Consider the following 25,653-nt stretch of genomic DNA (forward strand, 5'->3'; position numbering starts at 1 on the left):
AGCCCCAGGCGTTCAATGCCTGGGGCTTTTTTCATCTTCAAATCAAGCCGTCGCCAGCTTTGCTTCTTCCGTTCGTTTCAGGAAAGCATAGGTAACACCCGTCAGGATGGTACCTGCCGTAATCGCCACCAGATACATCAGCACCGGGGTAATCGCATTCGGAATCAAGAGAACAAACAGACCGCCATGAGGCGCCATCAGTTTTGCACCAAACAGCATCGACAACGCACCTGTCAGCGCCCCGCCCGCCATACAGCTTGGGATCACACGCATCGGGTCGCGGGCTGCAAAAGGAATGGCCCCTTCAGAGATAAAACACAGCCCCAGTACGAACGACGCTTTTCCGGCTTCCTGCTCTGGCGGGCTGAACTTTCGTTTTGCCAGAAACGTGGCCAGTCCCATGCCTAACGCAGGCACCATACCCGCCGCCATCACCGCGGCCATCGGTCCGTATGTCTGAGAGGCCAGCAAACCAACCCCAAAGGTATAGGCGGCTTTGTTCACCGGACCACCCAGATCGAAACACATCATACAACCCAGGATAATACCCAGCAGCACTGCGTTGGCCGATCCCATATTATTCAGGAATTCAGTCAGGCTGTTCATTGCTGCCGCAACCGGACCGCCGACCACATAAATCATCACCAGACCCGTGAACAGGCTGGCAATCAGGGGAATAATCAGGATGGGTTTTAATGCTTCCATCGAAGACGGTAGCCGCAGAGAATCTGCAATCATTTTTGCGCTGTAACCTGCCAGAAAACCTGCCACGATACCGCCAAGGAATCCGGCGCCGGTCGAACTGGCCAGCATACCGCCAATCAGGCCGGGCGCTAAACCCGGACGGTCAGCAATCGAGTAAGCGATATAGCCTGCCAGCACAGGAATCATCAGCGCAAATGCTGAACCGCCACCTATCTGCATCAAAGCGGCTGCCAGTGTGCCTTCTTCTTTAAATGCCTCAATCCCGAAGATAAACGACAACGCAATCGCCAGACCACCCGCAACAACCAGCGGCAGCATGTGAGACACTCCGGTCATCAGGTGCTGATAAGGTCCGGCCTTTTCTCCTTTGGCTTTGTCTGAAACCGGGGCCGCCTTGCCCTGATACACACTTGCGGTCGCATACGCTGTGCTGATTTCCTGCGCCGTTTTTTTGAGTGCAGCCCCTGTACTGGTTTTATACAGCCGCTTCCCGTGAAAACGGCTGAGATCAACTTCAATATCCGCCGCAATCATCACCAGATCCGCATCGGCAATATCGCGCTCGCTCAGCTGATTTTTTGCCCCGACGGATCCCCGGGTTTCAACCTTGATGTCATACCCCTGACGCTTCGCTTCTTCTTCCAGCGCCTCAGCGGCCATAAAGGTATGCGCCACGCCAGTCGGACAGGCCGTGATCGCCACAATACGTTTTCCAGCGGATGCAGAATCAGCCGTTCCCTGAACAGGTTCCTGTTCAACTACCGGTTCGGTTTCCAGAACCGTTGCACCTGCAACAGCGTTTTGCAGAAACGCTTTGGGATCCGCAAAACAAGTCGCCATCCCGCCCTGATAGACTTTCTTTCCGACAAAGCGGGTCAAGGCAACCGCTTTATCCGCCACAACCACAATGTAATCGGCGGCTTCAATACTTGCCGGAGACAACGGGCTTGCCGGTACAATACTGGACTGGCATTCAATCTCGGCGGTCCAGTTTAGATCTTGTGCCGCCTGCTCCATCAGTCCGGCCGCAATCACGGTGTTTGCGATACCGCTCGGACAAGCGGTCAGAATTGCAATCTTCATGTCGTCACCTTTATCCTTCCAAATTCACGTGTTGACCCACAGGCTGCTCGTTCAGCATCCGAACACTTGCCAGCGTTTGCGAAAGTACCGCCTCATCCGGCACACCGACGCCCACCTGAGTGACCGCCAGCGCCGACAGCGCTGTTGCAAACCTGAGTGTTTCTTGTTTTGACCATTGATTCAGATAGCCCCAGCACAACCCCGCCACCAGCGTATCGCCTGCACCGACAGTACTGACCACGGCCATTTTCGGCGGCTGCGACTGCAACCAGCCCGATTCATCCAGCCACATCACCCCCGCAGCGCCCAGCGAGACCACTACATTCTGAATGTCCTGATGGTGTAAGGCTTCTGCCGCAGCCTGTAGCGCGTCCTGTGTTTCCAGTGTTTTGCCGCACAATGCAGCCAATTCGTCATCATTCGGTTTGACCAGCCAGGGGGCAGCCCCCACGCCCGCTTTCAGCGCTTGATGACTGCTGTCGAACAGAACTTTTTTTCCCTGTGCCTTGAGTTTTGCCATCCAGCCTGCGCAGATTTGCGGACTCAGACCCATGGGCAGGCTGCCCGCAATCACAAACACATCATGGTGTTCCGCTAACGCAAAAAGCTGTTGCTCCATCGCCGTCACATCGTCCGGAGTGACAGCGACGCCGGGAAAATTGATATCGCTCACCCGGCCATCGGCTTCAACCAGTTTGACATTGATCCGGCTGGCACCGGGGACGCGGACAAAGGCATCCTCAATACCGGATTGCGTGAAGAGTTCACAAAACGGGTCCTGATTCTCTGTGCCCAGCAGGCCCGTTACCGTCACCGCCGCCCCCAGTTCAGCCAGCACGCGGGCAACATTCACCCCTTTACCGGCCGGATGCAAAGTGCCCTGTTCGACCAGATTCACAGCGCCGGGCTGAAGTTGCGGCAAGCTGCCGGTCAGATCCAGTGCCGGATTCAGGTTCACAGCCACCACTTTCGGGTGTGTTGTGGCTTTTGTGGCTTCGGTATTCATTTATTTTCCCTCACCCAATCCGGTCGCAATTGCATCACCAATCGCATTCAGTGCCTCACCGGCATCGGTACCCTCTGCGGTAAATTCCAACGCGTGTCCATGCTTCACCCCTAAAGCAATCACCTTCATCAGGCTCTTGGCATTCACCGATTTGCCATCGCCCTGCAGATTTCGCACCTGAATCGTGGACTCGAATTTCTTGGCAACACTCACCAGCATGGCCCCCGGACGCGCATGCAAGCCGTGTGCATTGCGAATCTTGTACACTGCCGTATTGGCATCGGCACTGGTCTGTGGTTCAGACGAGTCAGCAAAGAGAGATGAAATTTTGGCCGCATCGCCTTCAAACAACCGTTGCACTTGTTGCTGATACAACCATTGCGATACCTGCTTCAGCGGCTTTTGATACGAGGCATTGCCTGCCGCAATCATCAGCAAACCTTTCACGGGCTTGTCTTCAACCTGTAGCTCTTGTAACGGCGTCACAAATGACAATGCGCTCCGTTGAACATCCTGACGGCTGCTTGCCAGCCACAGTCCCTGACCCAGATAACTGGCGTCTTTCGCTATCACATCAGCAACAAAGTCCCGCCCCACAGCCTGATGGTTTTTCAGTAAACCACCCGCGACGGCTGTGAGTTGCAGCAAATCTGTCGCCGGAAAATTCAGGGCAATCAAAGCGGCATCGACATCCGCTTCCAGCTGTGTTTCTCCATTGAGTAAAGCGATCAGACTGCTGGCATCGGTGGACTGCTGAATTTGTTCAGCCACTCCTTCGGCGGACAGCACCCGGGTGAGTTGTTTCAGAATCCCGAGATGCTCATCGGATTTCGCAGCAATTCCAATGGCCAGATAGACGGTGTTGCCCTCCCCCCAGTTCACGCCATTCGGATAGTGATGAATTTTGACACCCGTGTGTTTCACCAGATCCCGCGTGTCTGTGGTGCCATGCGGAATGGCGATGCCATTACCCAAAAAGGTTGAGTTTTGCGCCTCCCGGGCGAGCATGCCATCGACATACCCATCGGCAACTAGCCCGTGCTGAGACAGTTCGCTGGCGAGCGCAGAAATTGCAGCGGTTTTATCGGTGGCTGATTGATTCAGCACAATATCTTGTTGCGTCAGTGACAACATGGTTCGGTCCCCTCGTCTTCGCGGCTCTTTGTGGCCGGATTGTCCTGAGTGTCGTGGCTAAAATTGTTTTTTTACCCTGGTTTCACCTTGGTTTTACTTAAGCTGAAACGATTCAGCAAACCTGTAAATAAAAAGTTTCAGCAATGCACCAGAGAGTATAGAATAAGACTGTTGTCTTTGCTGAAACCTTTCAGCACACATGCTGTAACGATTCAGCCTAAATTGCAAACACTCTGGTTCGGATCCTTTTTCAATCTATGATCCAAGCCACAGTTTGCCGCTTTCTGAGTGATCAATAGAATGAAGTTAGATGAAATAGCCCGGCTGGCCGGTGTCTCCCGGACCACAGCCAGTTACGTGATAAACGGCAAAGCCAGCCAATACCGCATCAGTGAAAAAACCCAGCAAAAAGTCATGGCTGTGGTTGAAGCACATAATTTCAAACCGGATCATGCAGCCAGCGCCTTACGTGCCGGCAGCTCACGTTCACTCGGTTTGATCATTCCGGATCTGGAAAACTCCAGTTATGCGAAACTGGCCAAGTTACTGGAACGGGATGCACGCAAAGCGGGCTACCAGCTGATTATCAGCTGCTCTGATGATGACATCGACACGGAAATGAAGGTGGCGCAAACACTGATCAGCAGACGAATCGACGCGCTGATTGTCGCCAGCAGTCTGCCTGCCGACCACGGCTTTTATCGTCAGATCCAAAGCGCGGGAGTGCCCGTGATTGCTATCGACCGTGGCTTAGATGACGAATGTTTTGCCAATGTCATCAGTGAGGATCATGATGGTGCCTACGCGCTGACCCGGCAACTGCTCCAATCGGGCCCCGCATCTGTCGGCCTGATTGGCGCTGTCCCTGAACTCGGGGTTTCCGAACAGCGGGAAATGGGCTTTTTGGCTGCGGTCCGCGATCAGGGAGACGCCACACTGGTGACCCGAACGCTGTATGGCGATCATTTCAGCCCCGAAGAAGGACAGCGGCTGTTGCAGCAGTGGATCGACGACAATCAGATGCCTGAAAGTATTCTGGTCACGTCGTATGCGCTCTTCGAAGGCATGCTGGATTGCCTGTTGTCCCACCCGACCCTGATGAAAACAACGCAACTGGCAACCTTTGGTGATCACCGCTTGCTCGATTTTCTGCCGATCCGGGTCCATTCCCTGCCCCAGCAATTTGAGGCGATCGCCGACAGCGCGCTGGAGCTGGCGTTGAACGCTACGGCAGGCCGTTATCGTCCGGGCGTCGAAGTAATTCCCCGTCAATTGAAAATTCGCTGATGCATCAATAGCCGGTCAGTTCCATGAATCCCTGGCCGGTGTGACTGCCTGATACAGCAACCGGTCCTTCCCAGTAAGGAAAAATAAAAGGCAGCAACTGATCGGTTCTTTTGGCCTGAACTTCCAGCGCCATGTGCTGCGACGGGATCTGAATCCGCCATCGCACCGGAAAATCCCGCCCGGCAATGTCTGCCGTCTGAATGGGGGTCAGGCTAGCCTCTTGGGGAGAGATGATTTCGGTTTGCCCGTCTGGCTGGCTCAGGCTGCCAAACACATGTGCCGGATGTAATTGGCTTCGCAACTGATACAGCATGAGGGCACGCCCGTCATCCAGATGGATTGAAAACCAGTCCCAACCCTGCTGATGCGCGGATAACGGCTGACTGCTCCATTCCCGGTCAAACCAGCCATTGCCGCTGACCTGGTAGCGCTGCCCGGCCAGTACAATGTCTCCGCGCAGCCTGACAAACGGCATACTGTAGTAATAAGAAGCGAGCGCCGGATCGGCCGGATCTTTTTGGCTGTAACCCTGCTGGCCTTGCAGCACAATACTGCCACGATTGTGCATATCAAGACGAACCGCCATGTCCTGATCCTGAAATGAAAGCTGCGCCGGAAAAGGCGCACTCCCCTCCGCCTGCCAGCGCCAGTTATCCAGCCAGAGTGTAAAAGGCTGGCCTTGCACACCGGCCTGGCCGATCCCGCCACGCGCAAAGCGTTCTGCCTGATAGCGCTGATCTGCCTTCGTCACTACCACATGCGCCATGTACCGCTGCGGACTCTGCCAGCCGCTTTCTGGATTCACCAGACTGACCGGACGAGATGCATTGCGGAACAGTGTCCATTGTACGGCCAACCATTCGCCCTGCTCGGTTGCCAGATTCGCCGTCAGATACCACCATTCGGTCCTGAAGTTCGGATGACTGAGATGATCCGCCGGGAAGCGAAATGTTCTGTCCGGAACAACCCTTTCAAATCCGGGATCAGTTCCCTGAGTCAGCAGGTTCATCGCACTGTCAGGCGTCTGTTGTGGTCCGCAACCCGCCAGAAGCACGCCCCAGAACAGCCAAACCCTGCTCAAATCCAGCCCGATTCGGTTGTATTTCAATTGTGTTCGGATTCGGCCATCCATCAGAACGCTTCCCGTAAAGACAACATGGCTGAACGCTTCACCAACTGCCAGACCGGCCAAGCACCAGCCAGCAATAATGCTGCCAGTGCCGTCCCCAGTGTCAGCAGATACTGCAGCGGGAAAATCTGGACAGGCATGGTCCAGCCAAACGAATATTTCAGCACCACATCAATGAGCAGCTGTGCCAGAAATAACCCCATCGGGAGTGCAATCAAAGCAGTCATCAAGCCAATCGCCAGCAGTTGCCCGCCCCCCAGCAACGCCAGTTCTTTGCCCGTCATCCCCATACACCGCAGCAGCGCGAACTGCCGCTGACGGGAGATCTCGCTGGCAACCGTGGCAATAAACAATCCGACCACAGCAACCAGTAATGTCAGTTTTCCCAGCGTAGAAGTCACAATGAATGTCCGATCAAACACAGCCATGGCCTGAGCCATGATCTGCGTATTGTCGCTCACCTGAGTGTCTCTCAGATCGAAGTGATTTTTCAGTCGTGCCTTTAAAGCTGAAACCTCCGCGGGTTGATTCAGGTGAACACCCAGACTGACCTTGCCCTGCCGGTGAAATCGCTGCTGCCACATCGGCTCTGAAATGAACACCTGTCCGTAGGGATTACCGTAGTCATAGTAAATACCACCCAGCAGCCAGCCATTTCCCAATCGTTGGGGCAAATCGACCCTTTGACCCGGTTCCCAGCCCTGACGCAATGCCAGCGATTCACTGGCCAGAAACACCTGTTGCCCAGGCTGATGTAATTGCTGCCAGTAATTCTCCAGCACACTTTTCATCGGCAACGCCTGCTGTTCTCCCAGTGAAGCGCCCAGACTCAGCACCTGTAACTGCTGTTCCTCCGTCTGGCCGGGAATCTCTGTCCGCCATCGCCACCAGACGGTTTTGATCCCTTGCTGGTTCGACAGCCAATCCGCAATCGCCGAGGCCTGCGGCGCAGAAGGCATGACATACAGATCGGCCGCCAAACGTTGCTGAAGCCATTGCTGAGTTGCCTGACGAAAGCTGCCGACCATGGTATCCATGCCAATGGTCGCCGCCAGCGCCAGCATAAATGCCATGGCAGCGACACCCCGATGGCTCAGACTGGCTGCCGCATCGCTGAAAAACCAGCGCATTCGGGGAGAACGCATCCACTTCGACAGCCCTTTAAACACGGCCCAGAGCAGAAACGGCATGAGTAAGCCGGATGCAGCCAGCAGGCAGCCAATCAATAAAAACCCGGAGAGCTGGTTGTGTTCCAGCGCATAGATCACCATGGCCAGCAGGATGAAAATAACTGCCATCCCGGCCTGCCAGCGATACTCTCGCCAGTTCCCCCGAACCATTGTCATCTGTGCTGTTAACCGGGCTGGCGGCGTTCGGATCAGGCGTACCAGTGGCCAGCCGCAAGCCAGCAAGGTGCCCAGAAAAGCAATAGCAAGACTTAAAAGCCCCCACTGCCAGCGCCATTCTGTCGTCAGAGACAGATTCGCCTGATATAAATCGCTGAGGGTGAATGCGACGGACGGCAGCAGTTGCTGTGCCAGAAACAGTCCCAACAGATTGCCGCCGATCACACCCAAACTGAACCAGAGGATGAGTTCAGCCGACAAGGCCCGCGCCAGTTGCGGTGCCGTCACACCACTCTGACGCAGCAATCCGACCAGAAACTGCCGCTGTGTCAGCGATAACGACATTGCCTGATAAAAAATGAATAAGCCCACGACGAAAGCCAGCATGCCCATCGCGAACAAATTGAGATGAAATGCCCGGGTCAGCGGCTCCAGATGCGTGTGATCATTTTCCGTCAGCTGTAGGCCGCCGGGAAGCAAATGGCTGATATTTTGTTGCGCCGCCTGATTCAGCTGACCACACAACACCGCCGTAAACCCGGACCTCGGAAACAGCTGGCGTACTAACCCCATATCAGCCACTAGCCGGGCGCCCTGGACCCGGCTGTCCTCAACGATGTGCAGCACGCCGACGGTTTCTCCGGTGACCAGGGTCAGTCGCTGCCCTTCAGATAAGTTTTTGAGGTGCGCCATCTGACGATTGACCAGCACACGGTTGCTTTGCCGGGTCAGCAAGGCGGTTGGTGTTCGCTGTGAACCGGGTTGCATAAGGGGCAGCATGACGTAAGGGTCAATCCCAACCAATGTCAGATTGCCCGCTTCCTGAATCTCAATCCGGTGTTGTTCATAAGGCACACACTGCGCATAGCCAGAACGTCGCAACTGAATATACAGCCCTTGTGGCACCGTCATGCCGGGTTGCTGATGGCGAATCGCGAACTGAAATGGGGTTGAAAACAGCATTTCTCCCGCTTGATAGCTGGCCCTTGCCTGTTGATTGACAGCCAGCACCCCAACCAGCAATGCAATCCCCATCACCAGCCCGAGCAACAGCAGCACAGCCTGTAACGGATGACGCCGGTAATGTCCCCATAACGCTTTAAAGACCGGATTGTGCATCCAGCACGCCCCCTTTCAGCATCACACAGCCATTCAGGTGGGCTGCCACCTGCGGACTGTGTGTGACCAGCAACAGGGAACAATTCATATGAGCCGTCAGGCTGATTAACAGTCTCATCACTGCCGTGGCATTTCTTTCATCCAGACTGCCCGTTGGCTCATCTGCCAGCAGAATATCCGGCTCCATATAGAGCGCGCGCGCAATCGCCGCCCGTTGTTGCTGACCGCCAGAAATCTCCTCGGGGTAACGGCTCAGTAGCGGTTTGAGATCGAGTGCAGAAATAATGGTGCGCCACAGCTCCGGCTGCGCAGGCAGACCTTTGAGCTGACGGCAGAATTCAATGTTGTCCTGAACCGTTAACGTGGGCAGTAAATTGAATTGCTGAAAGATCAATCCGATATGGTGCCGCCGGAATGCCGTCCGCATCCGTTCAGAGATTCCGTGAATCGGCGTTTCACCCAGCCAGATCTCCCCGTCATCCACCTTATCCAACCCGGCGATCAGATTCAGTAATGTACTTTTTCCTGATCCGCTTTCCCCCATTAAGGCAATTTGCTCACCCCTTGCCAGACAGAACTCAGCCCCCTGAATCACAGCATGGTACTCATGACCATCCTGATATCCCTTGCAGAGCCCGACAAGTCGTAACATTCCTGCCTCCGAAGACCCAACATTCTGAACAATGATGAATGATTCAATGTGTATCCTTCTGAAATTGAAACATTTTCAGAACGACTGTTTCAGGAGTTAAGTGTAGTACAAGGCAATTCAGACGCGGGAAACAAACAAAAAGGGCCATGAAGCAAAAAGCACTTCCCAGAATGAAAAGTGCTTTTTTATCTCAATGGTTCTTCAGAACACGGTTACTTTTGCAACTTATCCGCCAGATCCTGAGCCAGTGCAACCATTGTCAGGGTTGGGTTCCATGAGCCACCCTGCGGCCAGAGGGCACCGCCGGTGACATAGACATTGCTGGCACCTTTGAAGCGGTAATCCAGATCAACCGGCGCATCCGGCTGACTGCCAATATGCAGTGTGGAACTTTCATGGACTGGTGCATCGACCCGGATGGCTTGGGTATCCGGACGGGCTTCTGCCCATTCTCCCTGATCCGGGCTGCCATGCCAGTACTGGACAGCCGATTTTCCTTTGGGCGACAGCACGGTTTCCAGAATGCTGAATGTCGCTTCATCCATCGCCGACCAGGTTTCTTTATCTCTGCCGTTTTCTTCAATCTGAAGCAGAGAATTCGTTGTGATATTCCCGTCATCCGGATTCTGTTTAAACCAACTGCCCGGATTGGTGTAATCCAGTTCGCCCAGCACAGCGCAAACAAAGACGACATATTCTTTTGAAGACAGTAACTGCGCCATAGAAGCCGTGGCCACAACATCTGGCATATAACGTAAAGCGGTTGACGAATTCACGATTGGATTGTCATCCGACAGTGCAGATAACTGAATGTGATATTGCTGTTCGAAACTGTTGTTGGCGACCCCTGCGACATAGCAAGCGCCCAGTTCCAAATTCCCCCACGCACCATTCGGATCGAGATCCGCTTTCGGCACCCGGGCCACAATCGAACTGATAAAGTGCGCAGAGAATCGTTCACCCAAGCCCGGATAATCCGGGAAAGAGTTTCTCAGCAAGGTGGTGGGTGGCAAAGTCCCCATTGCCAGCACCAGCTGAGCGGAACCCAGTGGCAATACACCACGGGACGTTTCCAGTGCCGTCGCACGCGGCGTACCATCCACTGTTTGCTGAATGATTTGTGCCACCACGCAATCGGTCACGATATCCAGCTTCGCCCCTTTGCCTGCCTTATGCAGTGCTGCCTGCCGATCGGCAAGAGCCAGAATGCTGCCCGGTGTTGAAAACTTCTGAAAATCAATCCCGTTGATATTCTCGGAAGCGGATGCCAGCGGTGCAGCTTCTGTCCGGTAGATGCCGTTCACCGTGGTCCCGGATTGCTCCAGCAGATGCTGCACTGTGCGTTGCAGTTCACCATAAACCGGACGGTTTCCGGAAATCAGCGCCTGCTCGGTTTTACTGCGGCCTGCATCAATCTGATCGGCTTTCTGCACTCTGAGCAAGGTCTCTGCAGACTCGAAGTTATTGCGCGCGGCGGCAATCGTTTCGGCTGGCCAGCCAGCAAACTCTTCATCATTCGGGCGCGGGCACCACGCGCTCCAGAGCGTTGACCGTCCACCGAAAAAGGGAACCATACCGTGCTGCCAGTGGATGGTGCCTGCCTGACCCAGATGATTCTTGGCGGACATGGTCCAGGGGAAGGTTTCAGACAAGCCACCTAAAGTATCTTTGAAGGGTAACGGCAGGTTCTGGAAGTGCTCCGGTAAAAAGAACGGTCCGCGTTCGATCATCAGAATCCGGGCAAACGGATTGCGCGCTAGCGTGCGCTCAGCAAAAGCCAGAGCACAGAATCCTGTTCCGACAACCACATAATCGTAATCATTGTCTTCCCGGGCTTTTTTCCATTCGGCATTCGACAGGAAAAATACATGATCCATCACCTTTTGCCCGGTTGGGCTTTGCGGTCCGGGGGTTGGATATCCGTACTGTAATTTATTACTTGCTGCGGCAGTTCCCATGATCTCTATCCTTTTCTGACGTTGTTGTTCTTCCTAGCCATGCCACGCCTTTTCAAGCAGGCATGTCTGACGGTGACTAACGAATAGAAAAGGAAGCCGAGAAAGCACAATTTAATTGCCGGATCACCGCATCATTTTGTTTGAAATGAATCCTGGGCTGAAAACATCACAGATATGCCGTATTGGCATTGCACAGGAGTGTGAAGGAGTTAACAACCGGGAGAGGATTGAAACAGCCCGGCACTTGCTGGGCTGTGATGATGTCTGTCGCAAAGCGTGCTGATTTGGGTCAGGCGGGGTGCTGGCTGGTTTGAGATTCACCTGCCACCAGGTTGTTCATCCATGCTCTGGAGCGAATCCGCAAGGTCGAAGCAGCAATTTTCACAAACTCTTCCAGCATCAGCATGGCGTACACCCATTCCAGCGGGAACTTCAGGATCAGCGCACAAAATGCCGTGAGCGGAATCCCGATCAGCCATTGCGCGCCCAGATCCTGATAAAAACAAAACCGGATATCGCCCCCGGCACGGAGCACGCCCACGATCATTGCCATCGGCAGGCTTTTCACAATCATCGCCATGCAAAAAATCAGAAAGAAATGTTCTGTCAATTCACGGGTTTGTGGTGTCATCGCGGCGAACAGATCCAGAATCGGATCCCGGATCAGCAACATGCCCCCGGCAATCACAATTCCACAAGCCAGATTCAGCACAACGACGGCCCAAGCCTGATGGTAAGCATCGTCCATCCGGTTGCCGCCCAAATGATTCCCGATCAGAACTGCAGACGCATTTGAAATACCAATCAGCAACGCCAGCGCCAGTGATTCAATCGGTGTCATCACCGACAGCGCCACCAGCCCGTCAACACCTGCCTGACCGATAATGGCATGATACATAAAGATGCCGCCCGACCAGGCCAGATGATTCAAAGTGGTGGGTAAAGAGAGTTTCAGAAAACGTTTGATCATCCGCATGTCCATCACCTCTGGAAACACGGACCAGGTCAGCGCAGCCAGGTGACGTTTAAAATGCAGATAGCCAAACAGCAGGACGATTTCGACCAGCCCGCTGATCGCTGTTGCCCAGGCTGCGCCAACAATGCCGTAAGCCGGCATCCCCAGATTGCCGAAAATCAGCACCCAATTCAGGAACAGATTCAGCGCAATCCCGACCGTACTGAAAAAGGTGCTGATGCCCGGTTGATGCATGGCGCGCAAGCCAACCGACACACTGCTCCCCCAGGCGATAGCAAAGAGGCTGATTGCGGTGATCTGCAAATATTCTGCACCTCGGGCAATCACTTCAGGATGATCGGTCGCAAGGCCAATCACCTGCTGCGGCATCAGCACGAAGACCAGTGCCGACAAACAGGCGACCACAGTCGTCATCAGCAAAGTCAGTGCCACGCTTTGCTTCAGGCCGCGGGCATTGCCAGCCCCCCAATACTGTGCGGACAGCATTGCCCCACCGGTTGTGACACCAATCAGCATAATGGTGACGACGAATAAAGCCCGGCCCGCAATGCCGATGGCCGCGACATCCAGCTCATTGAGCTGACCCAGCATGAGGATATCGACCAGACTCCGGCTGGAAAACAATGCGATTTGCAACGCAATGGGCAATGCAATCGCCATCAGGCGACGCACAAAAGCCCATTCAATAAATGGCACAGCAGACTGGGAAGGACTCATGTCATAACGCCCATTGATGAAAGATTGATTAGTGTAAAATGGCCGGGAAGAATCACAAGCGAAAAGGCATTGATTTATATAAATTTTTCAATCTTTTAGCACAACTCACTTTCTGCAGCGTCCCCGTGATGAAATCACACAAAAAAAGATGAAAATACTATCGGTCACGCGCTCATGGATCATGATTATACCAATCAAAGTAAGTAAATGATCAGAAATAGCGTCGGAAAAATGTTTGAGAACAAGGCGGATTTTTTAGATAAGTAGTTACTCTACAATCAAAAAATCTAACGCAGTTATCGAACATTTTAGCAAGCTAGGATGACCAGTTATTTACTGCGATTGGTATTATTGATGACAAAAGAAATGCAGCCTGATGCTGCATTCTTCTGTGTTGCTCAGTCTTTCAAGCGGGTTGGTAATTCCGGCAAATGCTTCCCGGCATTTGCCGGATACAGCCGGTATTCACCATGGTATTTCACCAGAGACTTATAATCGGTCACCTTATACAGCAACAACCCACACTGATAAGCCAAATCGATACATTGCTGGCTGTTACCCCGCACATACACAGACAAAGCTTTGTTCAGTGTGCCCTCTTCAAATGCCGTACCTGCCTGCTTGGCGCACACCACCAATGAAGCCTGCCCGTCTGTGTGATGCGTGACTTTCCGATCCACTTCGTATTCTGTCGTGATCATCCAGCCCGCACCTTCAAGGGCCTGATACCAGTGCTGCACGGCTTCCTGTGTCAGCGGCTTCGTTTGCCCCGCTTCATTCAGGACGCCCGACAAAGTCCAGGTAATGTGCTCAAATTTTTGCTTCAGCTGCGCTTGCTTGCCCATACTCCGGGCTTGTTGCTGCCAGCCAGCCAGCGTTTTCGCCACACAATGGTCATAACGCTGTTGCTTGATCACTTTGGTAATCCAGGCACTCATAAAGTGCGTTTCACTCACCGGATTATTCGGTGTTTTACCTTCGGCAATCGAGGTCTGCAACGCTGACAGACCGTCATTCACCAGTTGATTCAGCTCTTGATAAAACTCAGCCATACAATTGATTTTCTTTCTGCTGTGTTAATGCCATCAGGCGTCTTTCGACATCGTCCAGTAGAACAGTGACGCAAGGATTGCACAAGCTGCCATTGTCCCCGCCAGCGGCCAGGCCGATGTATCTGGCATTAAGGCAACCACACCACCGACAACCGTCCCCGTTCCGAAGCGCATTGTACCAGCCAGAGAAGACGCTGTACCTGCCATATGCGGGTATTTGGCTAATAAACAAGCCATCGAATTACTGGCAACCGTCGAAATGGCACCCACAAACAACATCACAGGAATCACAGTCCCCCAAAGCCCCAGATCCAGAGTCTGTCCGACCACCAGCCCGATCCCGGCAATCAGCTGAATGTTCAGGCCCAGTCGCAGCATATAGTGCGACCCCATTTTCCGGACCAGTTTGCCGTTCAGCGTTGTCATCACGATCAGGCACACAACGTTCAGGCCAAACAGTAAGCCGAAGTTTTCTGTGCTGACGTGGTAAAGATCGATGTAGACAAAAGAACCCACGGTGAGGAACACAAACATGCCAGAGAATGAGAAACCGCTGCTCATCACTAAGCCTAAGGCAGGGCGTGAGGTCAGCATGCGGGCATAGTTTCGCAGCGTTGACCCTAAATGGAATGGCAGGCGTTTTTCTGCCGGTAAGGTTTCCGGGATCATTTTCAGAACCGCCAGAATCACGATGACCGAAAACAACGCAAGGAACCAGAAAATCGAGCGCCATCCCAGCCAGACGGACAAATAGCCCCCGATTAATGGCGCAGCCAGTGGGGCGACTGTCATCACCAGCGTGACAAAAGACATGGTCCGGGCGAACTCTTCGCGCTCAAACATATCGCGCACCAGCGCCTGAATGATGACAGCGGCAGAAGCACCGGCGAAACCCTGTGCGGCACGGATCCAGGTCAGCTCCGTAATATCATGACTCTGCGCACTGACAACCGCAGCGAGCGCAAACAGAATCACACCAATGATCAGGACCGGACGCCGGCCATAACTGTCTGACAGCGGGCCATGAATTAACTGGCCAATTGCAAATCCGGCCGTATAAGCCGTCAGCGTGACCTGAACCGAACTTGGTGTCACCCCAAGGTCTTTCGCGATGGTTGGCATCGCAGGAAGATACATATCAATCGCAAGGGGGGTCAGCGCGGCAATCGCACCAAGGATCAGAATTAATGTGAAACTCAGGCCTGGACTGTCAGATTTACTCATAAACCACTTAATAGAAGATAAAAGGGAAAGAATGTGATTGTACGACAATTTTCGCTACGCGAATCTTTCCTGACAGGAAATGATAACTTTCTTTCGACGGTGTGATAGCAAATAATTGTGAGCTATATAGTCCCTAAGATCAAAAAACATCCCAAAAATTTCACGGTTCTTGCCTGAGAGTGAAGTTTTTCAAATTGTTTATCTGCCTGTACAGACAGCAATCCAAGGCCCTCAACCAAAAATGGCGCTGGACTCTACAGAAATCCAGCGCCATTCAGGCAGACTTCATTCGCGTCAGAAACTGGCGACTTCTTCTTCAGTTAACGGGCGATATTCACCCGGTTCCAGCGTCTCATCCAGTACCACGGCACCCACCTGCTCCCGGTGCAAGGCTTCCACTTTGTTTCCAATGGCTGCAAACATCCGCTTCACCTGATGATATTTTCCTTCAGAAATCGTGATCATGGCTTCGCGTTCGCCCAGAATTTCAAGTTTCGCCGGACGCGTCAGTTCTTTCTCACCCCGAAGCTGGACGCCTTCCGCAAAGGCGGCAATGGCACTTTCCGGAATCGGATCAGCCGTTTCCACGTAATACACTTTTTCACAGACATGACGAGGAGATGTGATGCGGTGAGACCACTGACCGTCATCTGTCAGCAGCACTAAACCCGTTGTATCCGCATCCAGGCGACCTGCAACATGCAGTTTCTCCGGACTGACCTCATCCAGTAAAACGTAAACAGTCGGGTTAAAGTCATCCACATGCGAGCAAACGTATCCCTGTGGCTTGTTCAGCATCAGATATTTCGGGCCAGTCATCTGAAGCGGATGGTCATCAAAGGTCACTTCGCAGTCCGGTGTGACTTTGAGCGCGCCGTTTTTCACGACTGCCTCATTCACTTCAATTCTTTTTTCTTTTAATAGTTTACCGGCTTCTTTACGGGTAATTCCCAAAGCCGTACTTAAAAACTTATCAAGCCGCATGGCTGGCTCCACGTGTTGCAAAAACGCCATTATATACGCAAGTCTGACCAAGATGCTCGGTTCAGCGAGATTGGCTGGTGCTGCCGGGTGAGGATGACGAAATTTTCGCCAATGGCCTTCACCACAGGGTTGGAGGGATATCACGCATTGCAACCCCTGATCACAAATTTTTACATCGGTTTCCCTGAACTGCCACTAAGCTCAAAAAGTAGAACATTTCTCCACTTTCACGGTCTTCACTTATAGACATGTGGTGTGGGTTATTCGTATAACCACTTAGCTAAAGCGAATCACTACAATGCCATAACACCGAACAACTAAGGTTGACTTATGAACATCTCACTTGTAGCGCCAAGCCTGTCTTCTGTGGACATGCTGCTTACACTTGTTGGGGAACTCTTTGAATATGAAGTCCTGCCACAAAAACGCGAGCAAACCGCACAGGCAGTTCATCAGATCCTGAATAACGCTGAGCTGGGGCAAGCCTGGTTTATCGAAGTGAAAGACGGCGATAACACCATGATTGCCGGTCACATCATCCTCAGCTACAGCTTCAGCCTGGAACACGGCGGCCGTATCGCACTGATCGACCAGTTTTATCTCAAACCAGAATGGCGTCAGCAAGGCATCGGGACCGAGCTGATGCCACAAATAGAAGCGCATTGCGCTGAAGCCGGTGTGCATGCACTGACGCTGGAGGTCAATATCGGGAACAAAGGTGCCCGGAGTTTCTATGAGAGACATGACTTTATCCCGCGCCGTCAGTTCTGCATGATGACCAAAACCATCAAACCGACCAAACTGCCCCTGAATATGGCATCCTGAATGCGACCTCAACACAGGGCTCTGCACAACGAGCCCTGATGACACCCGTCGCACCAAAGCTTGTCTCCCGCAGTTCAAAGCCGTTACACTCCTCTGCGCTGTTCATCAATCAAGTCTAATCCATGTATACCCTGCGTCCTTATCAGCAAGACTGTGTGAAAGCCACAGTGCACTATTTTCGTAAACACAGCACACCCGCAGTGCTGGCGCTGCCAACCGGTGCCGGAAAAAGCCTGGTCATTGCCGAACTGGCCCGGATTGCCCGGGGCCGGGTGCTGGTACTGACGCACGTAAAAGAACTGGTCGAGCAGAATCATGCCAAATATGAAAGTTACGGCTTAAAAGCTTCGATTTTTTCTGCCGGATTAGGGCGGAAAGAAACCGATCAGCAGGTGGTGTTTGCCTCGGTACAGTCCATGGTGAACAGCCTGGATCAGTTTGATGCAGAGTTTTCTCTGCTGGTCATCGACGAATGTCACCGGGTGCCGGACGATGAGAACAGTGCTTATCAGCGTGTCATCCAGCACCTTCAGGCCATCAATGCCGGCATCAAGATTCTGGGGCTCACTGCAACACCCTATCGGCTGGGTATGGGCTGGATCTACAAATATCACACGCGCGGTCAGGTCCGTACGGAGCAGGATCGCTTCTTCCGGGACTGCATTTTTGAACTGCCAATCCGCTACCTGCTGGATGAAGGGTTTCTGACCGAACCCAAAGTGATGGATATGGCGGTGATTGGCTACGATTTTTCCAGCCTGAAACCGGCCAATCATGGTCATTACCGCGAAGCGGATCTGGACGCTGTGATTGCCAGATCCGCACGCGCGACGCCCACGATTATTGAACAGGTCATTGATTATGCAACAGATCGCAAAGGCGTGATGATTTTCGCCTCTACGGTGAATCATGCCCAAGAAATTATGGGCTATCTGTCGGGCGAAAAAGCAGCACTGGTTGTCGGAGATACCCCGCTGGAAGAACGGGACAGGATCATCACCGCATTCAAGAACCAGCAGATCAAATTTCTGGTGAATGTCTCTGTACTCACCACGGGATTTGATGCCCCTCATGTCGATCTGATTGCGATCCTGCGTCCGACCGAGTCCATCAGCCTGTATCAGCAAATTGTAGGCCGTGGTTTGCGTTTATCTGAAGGGAAAACCGATTGTCTGGTGCTGGAATATGCCGGGAACTGTTATGACCTCTATCAGCCGGAAGTCGGCGACCCAAAACCGGACAGCGCCAGCGAAGTGATTATGGTGCCCTGCCCGGCCTGTGGTTTTAAAAACAGCTTCTGGGGCAAACTCGACCCGGCGGGATTTCTGATCGAACATTATGGTCGCCGCTGTCAGGGCTATTTTGAAGACGATGACACGGGTGAACGGGAAGAATGTGGCTACCGTTTCCGGGCCAAATACTGTGAAGAATGCGGTGCAGACAACGATATTGCGGCGCGGCGCTGTCATCAGTGCGACGCGGTCATGGTCGATCCGGACAAAAAGCTGCGGGATGCACTCAAGCTCAAAGACGCCATGATCATGAAATGTACCGACATGCAGCTTGAGCCGGGTAAAAACCAGTACGGGAAACCCCAGTTGAAAGTCACCTATTTCAGTGAAGAGGACGGCCAGATCAGTGAAACCTGGCAACTGACGAACAAAACTCAGAAATCCGAATTCCTGAAGAAATTTATCAATCCGCATCTGGTGGACCGCCATCGGCCCTTTACCGAGACGGCACCCACCAAAGTGGCCAGCAACGAACACCGGCTTCGCCCGCCGGAAATCATTATCGCCCGCAAAAGCGGCCGCTTCTGGGCAATCCGGGATAAGCTGTTCGATTTGGATCAGTACAAGCAGTAAGTCTGATGATTCAGAAAGAAAAAAGCCGCACTCTCGTGCGGCTCCTGTCATGCCCTATCTCCGATGAAGAATCAGAAGGCGTAATCCACATTCACACCCCAGTTACGACCTGGCTGAGTATGGCGGTCTAAGCCTGGTTCCGTCGGCTTAAACCCTTCAACATCCTGATAACGCCAGTATTTCTTATCGAATGCGTTAAACAGACCTGCACGCACCATCAGATTTTCGGTCGGCGTATAATAAGCAGTCAGATCAACCACGGTGTAACTTGGCGCATCAACATTGGTGTCATTCGACCAGTCTGAACCAGATTTCGATGCAACGTAAACCGTACTGATCTCACTTCCCCAGTCACCACTTGGCGCGTCATAACCTAGGCCCACAACCGAAGTGAACGGCGAGACAGAATCTAAGGCTGCTCCTGTCTCTTTGTCTTCACCTTCCTGATAAGCCAGAGAAACTTTTGCGTAAGTGCCACTCGGTGCATTCAGGGCTTCATCCAGCCAGAGTTCAGATGCGAATTCGACACCATAAATTTTGGCCGCATCTAAGTTTTCATTCGTGGTAACCTGAATTCCTTCGATAACCTCAGTCTGTGAAGCAATGAAATCTTCATAGTCGGTGTAAAAAACTGCCATGCTCATTGATCCGATGCGTCCCTGTGCTCTGGAACCGATTTCGTAAGCAAGGCTTTTTTCTGGTTTCAGGTTCGGGTTAGCAACAATTTTGTAGCCATATGCCCTGTTATCTTTATCTTCATACATTTCACCAATGGTTGGTGAACGGAAACCCTGACTGATTTGAGCATAAGTATTGAACGACTCAGTCCAGTGATATACCGCCCCCAGACGCCCCGTCACCGCATCACTATCATGATCAGGCAGACCTGAAGAATTGGCAGGTTCAGCCTGATAGTTGTCGTAGCGGAGGCCACCGGTCACGACCAGTTGATCCTGCATTAAATACAGTTGATCCTGCAAGAAAATACCGTATTTCACGGATTTTGCATTTGGCACTTCTACCGGGCCAGGTTTCACGGTCCCGGAATCCAGGAAGTAGTCTTTATAATCCAGTTCGAACTCATTTTGTACAACACTCAAACCATAAGTCAGCTCATGACGAGTATCGGAGAACGCAATAGCTTTATTAAACTGCGTATCAAACTGCATGCTGGAGTCTTCACCGCTACGGAAGCGATTCCGATGACCATATCTATCCGTATGATCGTAGTTATCATGTTTACTCTCACTACGCTGCCAGTTCAAAGCCCAGTTCACTGTATCCGCAGCGGCCAGATTAGCCTGCCATTCGTGGGTCAACCCCAATCGGATCCGATCATCTTCATCATGACCACGCACACTGGTGTAAACAAAACCCGGCATGAAACCACCGCCAGCATCGTAATTTTCCTGGCTCAGGATCTGGGCATCTGTATCACGTGTATAATATTCCGCAACCAAGCCGACCCGGTTGGTGTCGTTCACCTGAACATACACTTTGCCAAGCACGTTATGCGATGCAAAAGTCAGCGGGTTCGCCTGCCCACGACTGTTGCCTTCAATATCAGCCCCATCGCCATGTGCTTCTGTTTCATGGCCATCCCGATAGGTATAAATCAGCAAACTTTCCACAGCACCGGTACGATTCGCCGCTTCAACGGTTGCTTTGTATTGATCACTGTCACTCGCATAACCTGTTTTCACAGCCAGATGATTGTTTTCCCCAGTCTGTAAAACATCTTCCGGATTTTTAGTTCTCAGTAAGACTGTCCCGCCAATTGCATCGCTGCCATAAAGGCTTGAACCCGGTCCTTTGCTAACTTCCACAGCCGTTAACGTATCCACCTCAAATCCGTTTGAATATTTACGCATCTGCTCGGCTCCCGGATTGTAGCCCGCCGGTTGCTCCACATCATCAACCATCACTTTCACCCGGCTTCCTGACACACCACGCACAGTAAAATCAGAAATACCAAAGCGACCATTCCCATTCACCTGAACACCCGGTTCATACTTCAGTGCATCTTTCAGATCATTCGCGAGATTCTTTTCCATATCCTCCGCGGTAATCTTAGATACAGATCCCGGTACATCTTTGATGCTCTGCTCCATTCGGGTTGCAGTAATCACCATCTCATCTGTATAAGCTTTCTTTTCCTGAGCCTGCAATGAAGGAGAAAGGGCCAGCAGCACAGCACTGGCAATCAGTGATAATTGTTTGTGGTTCATAATCCCTGCTATTAATTTTTTTATCATTAAAGTTCTAATTGATAGGGATTATACAAAAAGAAATGAGAATTACTATCAATCTCAATGTTATTTAGATCACAGTTACACTACTTATTTGGAACTTCGTCCGAATGATGAAACCCGTTTGATGAATATCATTGCATGTATAAAAAAATACTGATCACACCTCATTTCGTGCAACCGCTTATTTTTTCGCTGATTTGGGATGTTTTCGGGAAATCTGCTTGTCTGGGGAGATTCGGGGTGTTAGTATCCGCGCTCGATTTGACGGTATTCGGTAAGGTCGCATTACGGAATACCTTTTTCATTCACTCAATAAAGAGTAAGCATCATGAAATTTGAAGCACAAGTACGTTCTGACCTGGGTAAAGGTGCGAGCCGCCGCCTGCGTCACGCTAACAAGTTCCCTGCAATCATCTACGGTGGCGAAGAAGCACCAGTTTCTATCGAACTGAACCACGATGACGTGATCAACCAAATGGATAAAGCTGGTTTCTACGAAGCTATCACTCTGGTTATCGACGGCAAAGAAGTGAACGTGAAGCCTCAAGACATCCAGCGTCACCCGTTCAAGCCAAAAGTTCAGCACATGGACTTCATCCGCATCTAATTGCGGATTGGCGGAAACGCTGAAAGAAAAGCGCCCTCTGGGCGCTTTTTTTGTACCTTTCAAAACAAGCTTTGTTGTGGATTTTCAGCCTGTTGTGCAGCCTGGGCATCTAATTCGCGCTGACGCCGCTTGATTCGCTGATAACGTTGCCGGCACAGTTTGATCACATGCCGCTTCTGATCATTACTCATAGCCTGCCAGTGAAAACGCTCTTCCCGGCTTCTCAGACAGCCTTTACAGTAGCCGCGATTATTCACCTGACAGACCCCAATACACGGACTGGGGATGATAAAGAATTCTAACTGCTCCACCCCTGCCTCCGCCTGATATTGGTGAAAAAATAGACATACCGAGATACTAACGGGTTTGCCTGCAGAACGCCAGTTCACGGGCTTTCACCGTTTCTGAGTTCTGACACAAGCCAGCCTCAGTGAGCCAACTCACAATCGATACATTTAATTAACATTATCAGCAAAAAGACTTACTCCGTAAACACCGCAACATTCCCCTCATTCCAACCCGAATAAAACAATAAAAAACATAACATTAGACATACCCCTTCAATTTACTAAGTAGATATACCTAATACCTTGGTCGAGAATTCGCGTCGCACACAATCAAACCAACTCCGTGTTATTGCGCTTGTTCCCGCCTATGCTTTGTTCAATGCTTTGATTGCAGAGGGTTATATCCCCAATATCACAATAATCATGAGGACGTGAAACATGAGTTTAGTAAAACGCACTGTACGCAATGCGCTGGTTGCCGCCGGCGCGGTTGCTGTTTTACTTTCAAGTACCGCTGCTTATTCAGCTGAAAAAGTCTATCGCCTGAAACTGGCTGAAACCTGGGGCGCAAACTTCCCGATTTTCGGCGACACCACGAAATCCATGGCCAAAATGGCCGAGGAAATGTCCAACGGGCGACTGCAGATCCGCATCGACTCCGCCAACAAACATAAAGCGCCACTTGGCGTGTTCGATATGGTGAAAGCCGGTCAGTACGACATCGGCCACTCCGCATCGTATTACTGGAAAGGTAAAGTACCGAACACCCTTTATTTCACAACCATGCCCTTTGGTATGGTTGCCGCAGAGCAATATGCCTGGTTCTACCATGGCGGCGGGATGGCACTCATGGAAAAAGTCTATGGGCCCCATAACCTGTTGTCATTTCCGGGCGGGAATACCGGCGTACAGATGGGCGGCTGGTTTCAGAAAGAAATCAAAACTGTGGATGACCTGAAAGGCCTGAAAATCCGGATTCCGGGTTTCGCGGGCGAAGTTTTAGCCAAATTGGGTGCGAGCCCGACCAATATTGCACCCGGTGAACTCTATACCGCACTGGAACGCCGTACCATCGACGCGCTGGAATGGGTGGGTCCGGGCCTGGATTTACGCATGGGTTTCCACAAAATTGCACCGTTCTACTATACCGGATGGCATGAGCCAGCAACCGAGCTGCAATTCCTGGTGAACAAGCGTTCCTGGGATCGCCTGCCTGCCGATTTACAGGAAATTCTGCGTGTGGCCATGCGACTGTCTGCCTATGACATGTATATCCAGAATACCCATGCCAGTGCAGAAAACTGGTCAACCATGAAAGAAGAGTATCCGGATATCAAAGTGATGAATTTCCCGGATGAAGTCATGGCAGCGGTTCGCAAAGCCAACGACGAGTTACTTGCCGAGCAGGCCAAAAATGATCCGCTGGCAAAAGAAATTCTGGACTCTCAGGCGGCTTATCTGAAGAAAGCCCGTGAATGGACACTGATTGCTGATAAAGCCTACCTCGACAGTCAGGCCGAACAGGAATAATCCAACCCCATACGCCGGACAATCCGGCGTATTTTTCTTCCATGCTGCCTCGCGACGGAGTCTCTATGCGAAGCCTTTTAGCCTTCGAGAAAATCCTGAACCGGTTTTCCGACTTGCTTGGCTGGATAGCCAGTACCTTATTTATTTTGCTGATGCTGAACGTCTTTTACGACGTTGTGATGCGTTATGTCTTTAACGATGTCTCAATTGCCATGCAGGAAATGGAGTGGCACCTGTTTTCTGCGGTGTTCCTGCTGGGCGTTCCTTATGCGCTGAAAGCAGGCGGACACGTCCGGGTGGATGTGTTTTACGAGAGATTCAGCCTGAAAACGCGGGCGCTGATCGATCTGATGGGATCCGTCATTTTTCTGCTGCCTTTCTGTCTGCTCGTGTTCTGGTATGGCATCGATTATGCCAGAGAATCCTACGCGCTGGGCGAATCCAGTGGTGACCCCGGCGGCCTGCCTCACCGATGGCTGATCAAAAGCCTGATCCCGGTGTCATTTCTGTTCATGGCAATCTCTGGGATCGGGATGATCCTGCACAACATCAACCGCCTGGTTCACCCAAGCCTGTTCCACGATAAATAAGGAGTATTCCGTGGTTGGTATTATCATGTTCATCGTGGCCCTGTTTGCCCTGCTGTTAGGCTTCCCGGTCGCATTTACCTTCGGTGGCATTGCGCTCCTGTTTGGACTTTGGGCCGAAGGCCCGGATATTTTCGCATTCATGCCTTTCCGGATCATGAGCATCATGCAAAACACCGTGCTGATGGCGGTCCCGCTTTTTGTGTTTATGGGACTGGTGCTGCAGAAAACCCGTCTGGCTGAACAATTGCTGGAATCTATGGGCAAACTGTTTGGCAGCGTTCGCGGTGGTTTAGCGATTTCAACCGTGTTGGTCGGCTCGTTGCTGGCTGCTTCAACGGGGGTCGTCGGTGCATCTGTTGTCGCGATGGGGTTAATTTCACTGCCGGTGATGATGAAGTATCAGTACAGCAAAGGGCTGGCCACCGGCACCATCTGTGCTTCAGGCACCCTGGGTCAGATTATTCCCCCGTCAATCGTGCTGATTCTTTTAGGCGATGTGCTGGGTATCCCGGTCGGCGATTTATTTCAGGCGGCCGTCTGGCCGGGTCTCGCACTGGTGCTGGCGTATATTATTTACATCATGATCTACAGCTGGATGAACCCGGACGCCACAAGACCGATGGAGAGAGATCCGACCCAATCCCGCCAGCAGGAAGTGATTGCCGCGCTGAAGGCCGTGATTCCCCCGCTGGCTCTGATCATTGTTGTGCTGGGTTCCATCTTCGCGGGAATTGCGACGCCTACAGAATCTGCGGCGCTCGGCGGGATGGGTGCCGTGCTGCTGTCCCTGCTTTACCGGCAGTTTTCCTGGAAGATGCTCTATGACAGCGCGTTTGAAACCGTCAAAGTCACGGCGATGGTCTTCGGGATTCTGCTGGGGGCAACTGCATTTTCAATGGCCTTCACTTATACCGGCGGGGATTATCTGGTTGAAGAATGGATGATGGCTTTGCCCGGCGAGCAATGGAGCTTCCTGATTCTGACCATGCTGATCATTCTGATCCTGGGCTTTTTCATCGACTTCGTTGAAATCTGCTTCATTGTTGTCCCGATTCTGGCACCGATTGCAGATGCGATGGGCATCAACATGCTTTGGTTTGCGATCCTGATTGCCATGAACCTGCAAACCTCGTTCCTGACGCCCCCTTTCGGATTTAGCCTGTTCTATTTGAAAGGCGTGGCGCCAGACGGCATCACAACACGGGATATTTATAAAGGCGTCATGCCGTTCATTACCATTCAGGTCATGGTACTCGCTTCCGTACTGCTCTTCCCTGGTTTTTACGGTATTTCGTGACAACATGAATCGCCATAAATGTCGCGTC

General features: G+C 52.1%; 20 protein-coding genes. 7 read left to right on the top strand and 13 right to left on the bottom strand.

The genetic code is table 11. The features are described from left to right. Positions 1–42: 42 nt before the first annotated feature. Genes fruA through fruB form a run of 3 tightly spaced genes read right to left on the bottom strand, consistent with a single transcriptional unit; the run spans position 43 to position 3,928 of the window. Positions 43–1,788 carry a PTS fructose transporter subunit IIBC gene (gene fruA / locus Q4579_RS04265; protein WP_303561887.1) on the bottom strand — a complete coding sequence of 582 codons (1,746 nt, stop codon included), beginning with the start codon at positions 1,786–1,788 and terminating at the stop codon, positions 43–45. 10 nt (positions 1,789–1,798) lie between these two features. After that, the gene (pfkB, locus tag Q4579_RS04270; RefSeq protein WP_303561889.1) at positions 1,799–2,794 is read right to left on the bottom strand and encodes a 1-phosphofructokinase; all 996 of its coding nucleotides are present in this window, start codon (positions 2,792–2,794) and stop codon (positions 1,799–1,801) included. After that, positions 2,795–3,928: a fused PTS fructose transporter subunit IIA/HPr protein gene (gene fruB / locus Q4579_RS04275; protein WP_303561891.1), complete on the bottom strand. Its 1,134-nt coding sequence runs from the start codon at positions 3,926–3,928 to the stop codon at positions 2,795–2,797. Between the two features lie 300 nt (positions 3,929–4,228). Between fruB and cra the strand changes: the two genes are divergently transcribed. Next, on the top strand, positions 4,229–5,215 hold the full coding sequence (gene cra / locus Q4579_RS04280) for a catabolite repressor/activator (protein ID WP_303561893.1): 987 nt from the start codon (positions 4,229–4,231) through the stop codon (positions 5,213–5,215). A 4-nt stretch (positions 5,216–5,219) separates the two neighbouring features. Here cra and Q4579_RS04285 read toward each other — a convergent pair whose 3' ends face one another. The 8 genes from Q4579_RS04285 to rsuA all read right to left on the bottom strand — a co-directional run bounded on the left by Q4579_RS04285 (position 5,220) and on the right by rsuA (position 16,372). Then, positions 5,220–6,347 carry a lipocalin-like domain-containing protein gene (locus Q4579_RS04285; protein ID WP_303561894.1) on the bottom strand — a complete coding sequence of 376 codons (1,128 nt, stop codon included), beginning with the start codon at positions 6,345–6,347 and terminating at the stop codon, positions 5,220–5,222. After that, on the bottom strand, positions 6,347–8,809 hold the full coding sequence (locus tag Q4579_RS04290; protein ID WP_303561895.1) for an ABC transporter permease: 2,463 nt from the start codon (positions 8,807–8,809) through the stop codon (positions 6,347–6,349). Before Q4579_RS04290 ends, Q4579_RS04285 begins: the two co-directional genes overlap by 1 nt. Beyond that, a complete protein-coding gene (locus Q4579_RS04295) occupies positions 8,790–9,461 on the bottom strand; it encodes an ABC transporter ATP-binding protein (RefSeq protein WP_303561897.1) in 672 nt (223 codons plus the stop codon). Before Q4579_RS04295 ends, Q4579_RS04290 begins: the two co-directional genes overlap by 20 nt. 212 nt (positions 9,462–9,673) lie before the next feature. Then, positions 9,674–11,419, bottom strand: a complete 1,746-nt coding sequence (locus tag Q4579_RS04300) for a GMC oxidoreductase (protein ID WP_303561899.1) — start codon at positions 11,417–11,419, stop codon at positions 9,674–9,676. A gap of 289 nt (positions 11,420–11,708) precedes the next feature. Further along, positions 11,709–13,112 carry an MATE family efflux transporter gene (locus tag Q4579_RS04305; RefSeq protein ID WP_303561900.1) on the bottom strand — a complete coding sequence of 468 codons (1,404 nt, stop codon included), beginning with the start codon at positions 13,110–13,112 and terminating at the stop codon, positions 11,709–11,711. 398 nt (positions 13,113–13,510) lie between these two features. Beyond that, complete coding sequence (locus tag Q4579_RS04310; protein WP_303561902.1) at positions 13,511–14,164, bottom strand: DUF2913 family protein; 654 nt, start codon at positions 14,162–14,164, stop codon at positions 13,511–13,513. 33 nt (positions 14,165–14,197) lie between these two features. Then, positions 14,198–15,388 (bottom strand): Bcr/CflA family multidrug efflux MFS transporter, encoded by a 1,191-nt coding sequence (locus tag Q4579_RS04315; RefSeq protein ID WP_303561904.1) that lies wholly within the window; start codon positions 15,386–15,388, stop codon positions 14,198–14,200. A gap of 294 nt (positions 15,389–15,682) precedes the next feature. Continuing rightward, positions 15,683–16,372: a 16S rRNA pseudouridine(516) synthase RsuA gene (gene rsuA, locus Q4579_RS04320; protein ID WP_303561906.1), complete on the bottom strand. Its 690-nt coding sequence runs from the start codon at positions 16,370–16,372 to the stop codon at positions 15,683–15,685. A 330-nt stretch (positions 16,373–16,702) separates the two neighbouring features. Here rsuA and Q4579_RS04325 point away from each other — a divergent pair, with 330 nt between their 5' ends. Together Q4579_RS04325 and Q4579_RS04330 are read left to right on the top strand one after the other, a co-directional pair. After that, entirely contained in the window at positions 16,703–17,197 is a 495-nt protein-coding gene (locus tag Q4579_RS04325) for an N-acetyltransferase (protein ID WP_303561908.1), read from the top strand. 122 nt (positions 17,198–17,319) lie between these two features. Then, positions 17,320–19,062 (top strand): DEAD/DEAH box helicase, encoded by a 1,743-nt coding sequence (locus tag Q4579_RS04330; RefSeq protein ID WP_303561910.1) that lies wholly within the window; start codon positions 17,320–17,322, stop codon positions 19,060–19,062. A 71-nt stretch (positions 19,063–19,133) separates the two neighbouring features. On the opposite strand, the gene Q4579_RS04335 is transcribed toward Q4579_RS04330, so the two are convergent. Then, the gene (locus Q4579_RS04335) at positions 19,134–21,290 is read right to left on the bottom strand and encodes a TonB-dependent hemoglobin/transferrin/lactoferrin family receptor (RefSeq protein ID WP_303561911.1); all 2,157 of its coding nucleotides are present in this window, start codon (positions 21,288–21,290) and stop codon (positions 19,134–19,136) included. Positions 21,291–21,642: 352 nt separating this feature from the next. On the opposite strand from Q4579_RS04335, the gene rplY reads away from it, so the two are divergent. Next, a complete protein-coding gene (rplY, locus tag Q4579_RS04340; protein WP_303561912.1) occupies positions 21,643–21,921 on the top strand; it encodes a 50S ribosomal protein L25 in 279 nt (92 codons plus the stop codon). Between the two features lie 59 nt (positions 21,922–21,980). On the opposite strand, the gene Q4579_RS04345 is transcribed toward rplY, so the two are convergent. Beyond that, complete coding sequence (locus tag Q4579_RS04345) at positions 21,981–22,232, bottom strand: DUF1289 domain-containing protein (RefSeq protein ID WP_303561914.1); 252 nt, start codon at positions 22,230–22,232, stop codon at positions 21,981–21,983. 414 nt (positions 22,233–22,646) lie between these two features. Between Q4579_RS04345 and Q4579_RS04350 the strand changes: the two genes are divergently transcribed. From Q4579_RS04350 to Q4579_RS04360, 3 genes are all read left to right on the top strand, one after another. After that, positions 22,647–23,738 (top strand): TRAP transporter substrate-binding protein, encoded by a 1,092-nt coding sequence (locus Q4579_RS04350; protein WP_303561916.1) that lies wholly within the window; start codon positions 22,647–22,649, stop codon positions 23,736–23,738. A 65-nt stretch (positions 23,739–23,803) separates the two neighbouring features. Then, positions 23,804–24,328 (top strand): TRAP transporter small permease subunit, encoded by a 525-nt coding sequence (locus Q4579_RS04355; protein WP_303561917.1) that lies wholly within the window; start codon positions 23,804–23,806, stop codon positions 24,326–24,328. Between the two features lie 10 nt (positions 24,329–24,338). Continuing rightward, the gene (locus tag Q4579_RS04360; RefSeq protein ID WP_303561918.1) at positions 24,339–25,625 is read left to right on the top strand and encodes a TRAP transporter large permease subunit; all 1,287 of its coding nucleotides are present in this window, start codon (positions 24,339–24,341) and stop codon (positions 25,623–25,625) included. The last annotated feature ends 28 nt before the right edge of the window (positions 25,626–25,653 follow it).

Origin of the sequence: Photobacterium sp. 1_MG-2023 (assembly GCF_030547945.1) — a bacterium.
Taxonomy (GTDB): Bacteria; Pseudomonadota; Gammaproteobacteria; order Enterobacterales; family Vibrionaceae; genus Photobacterium.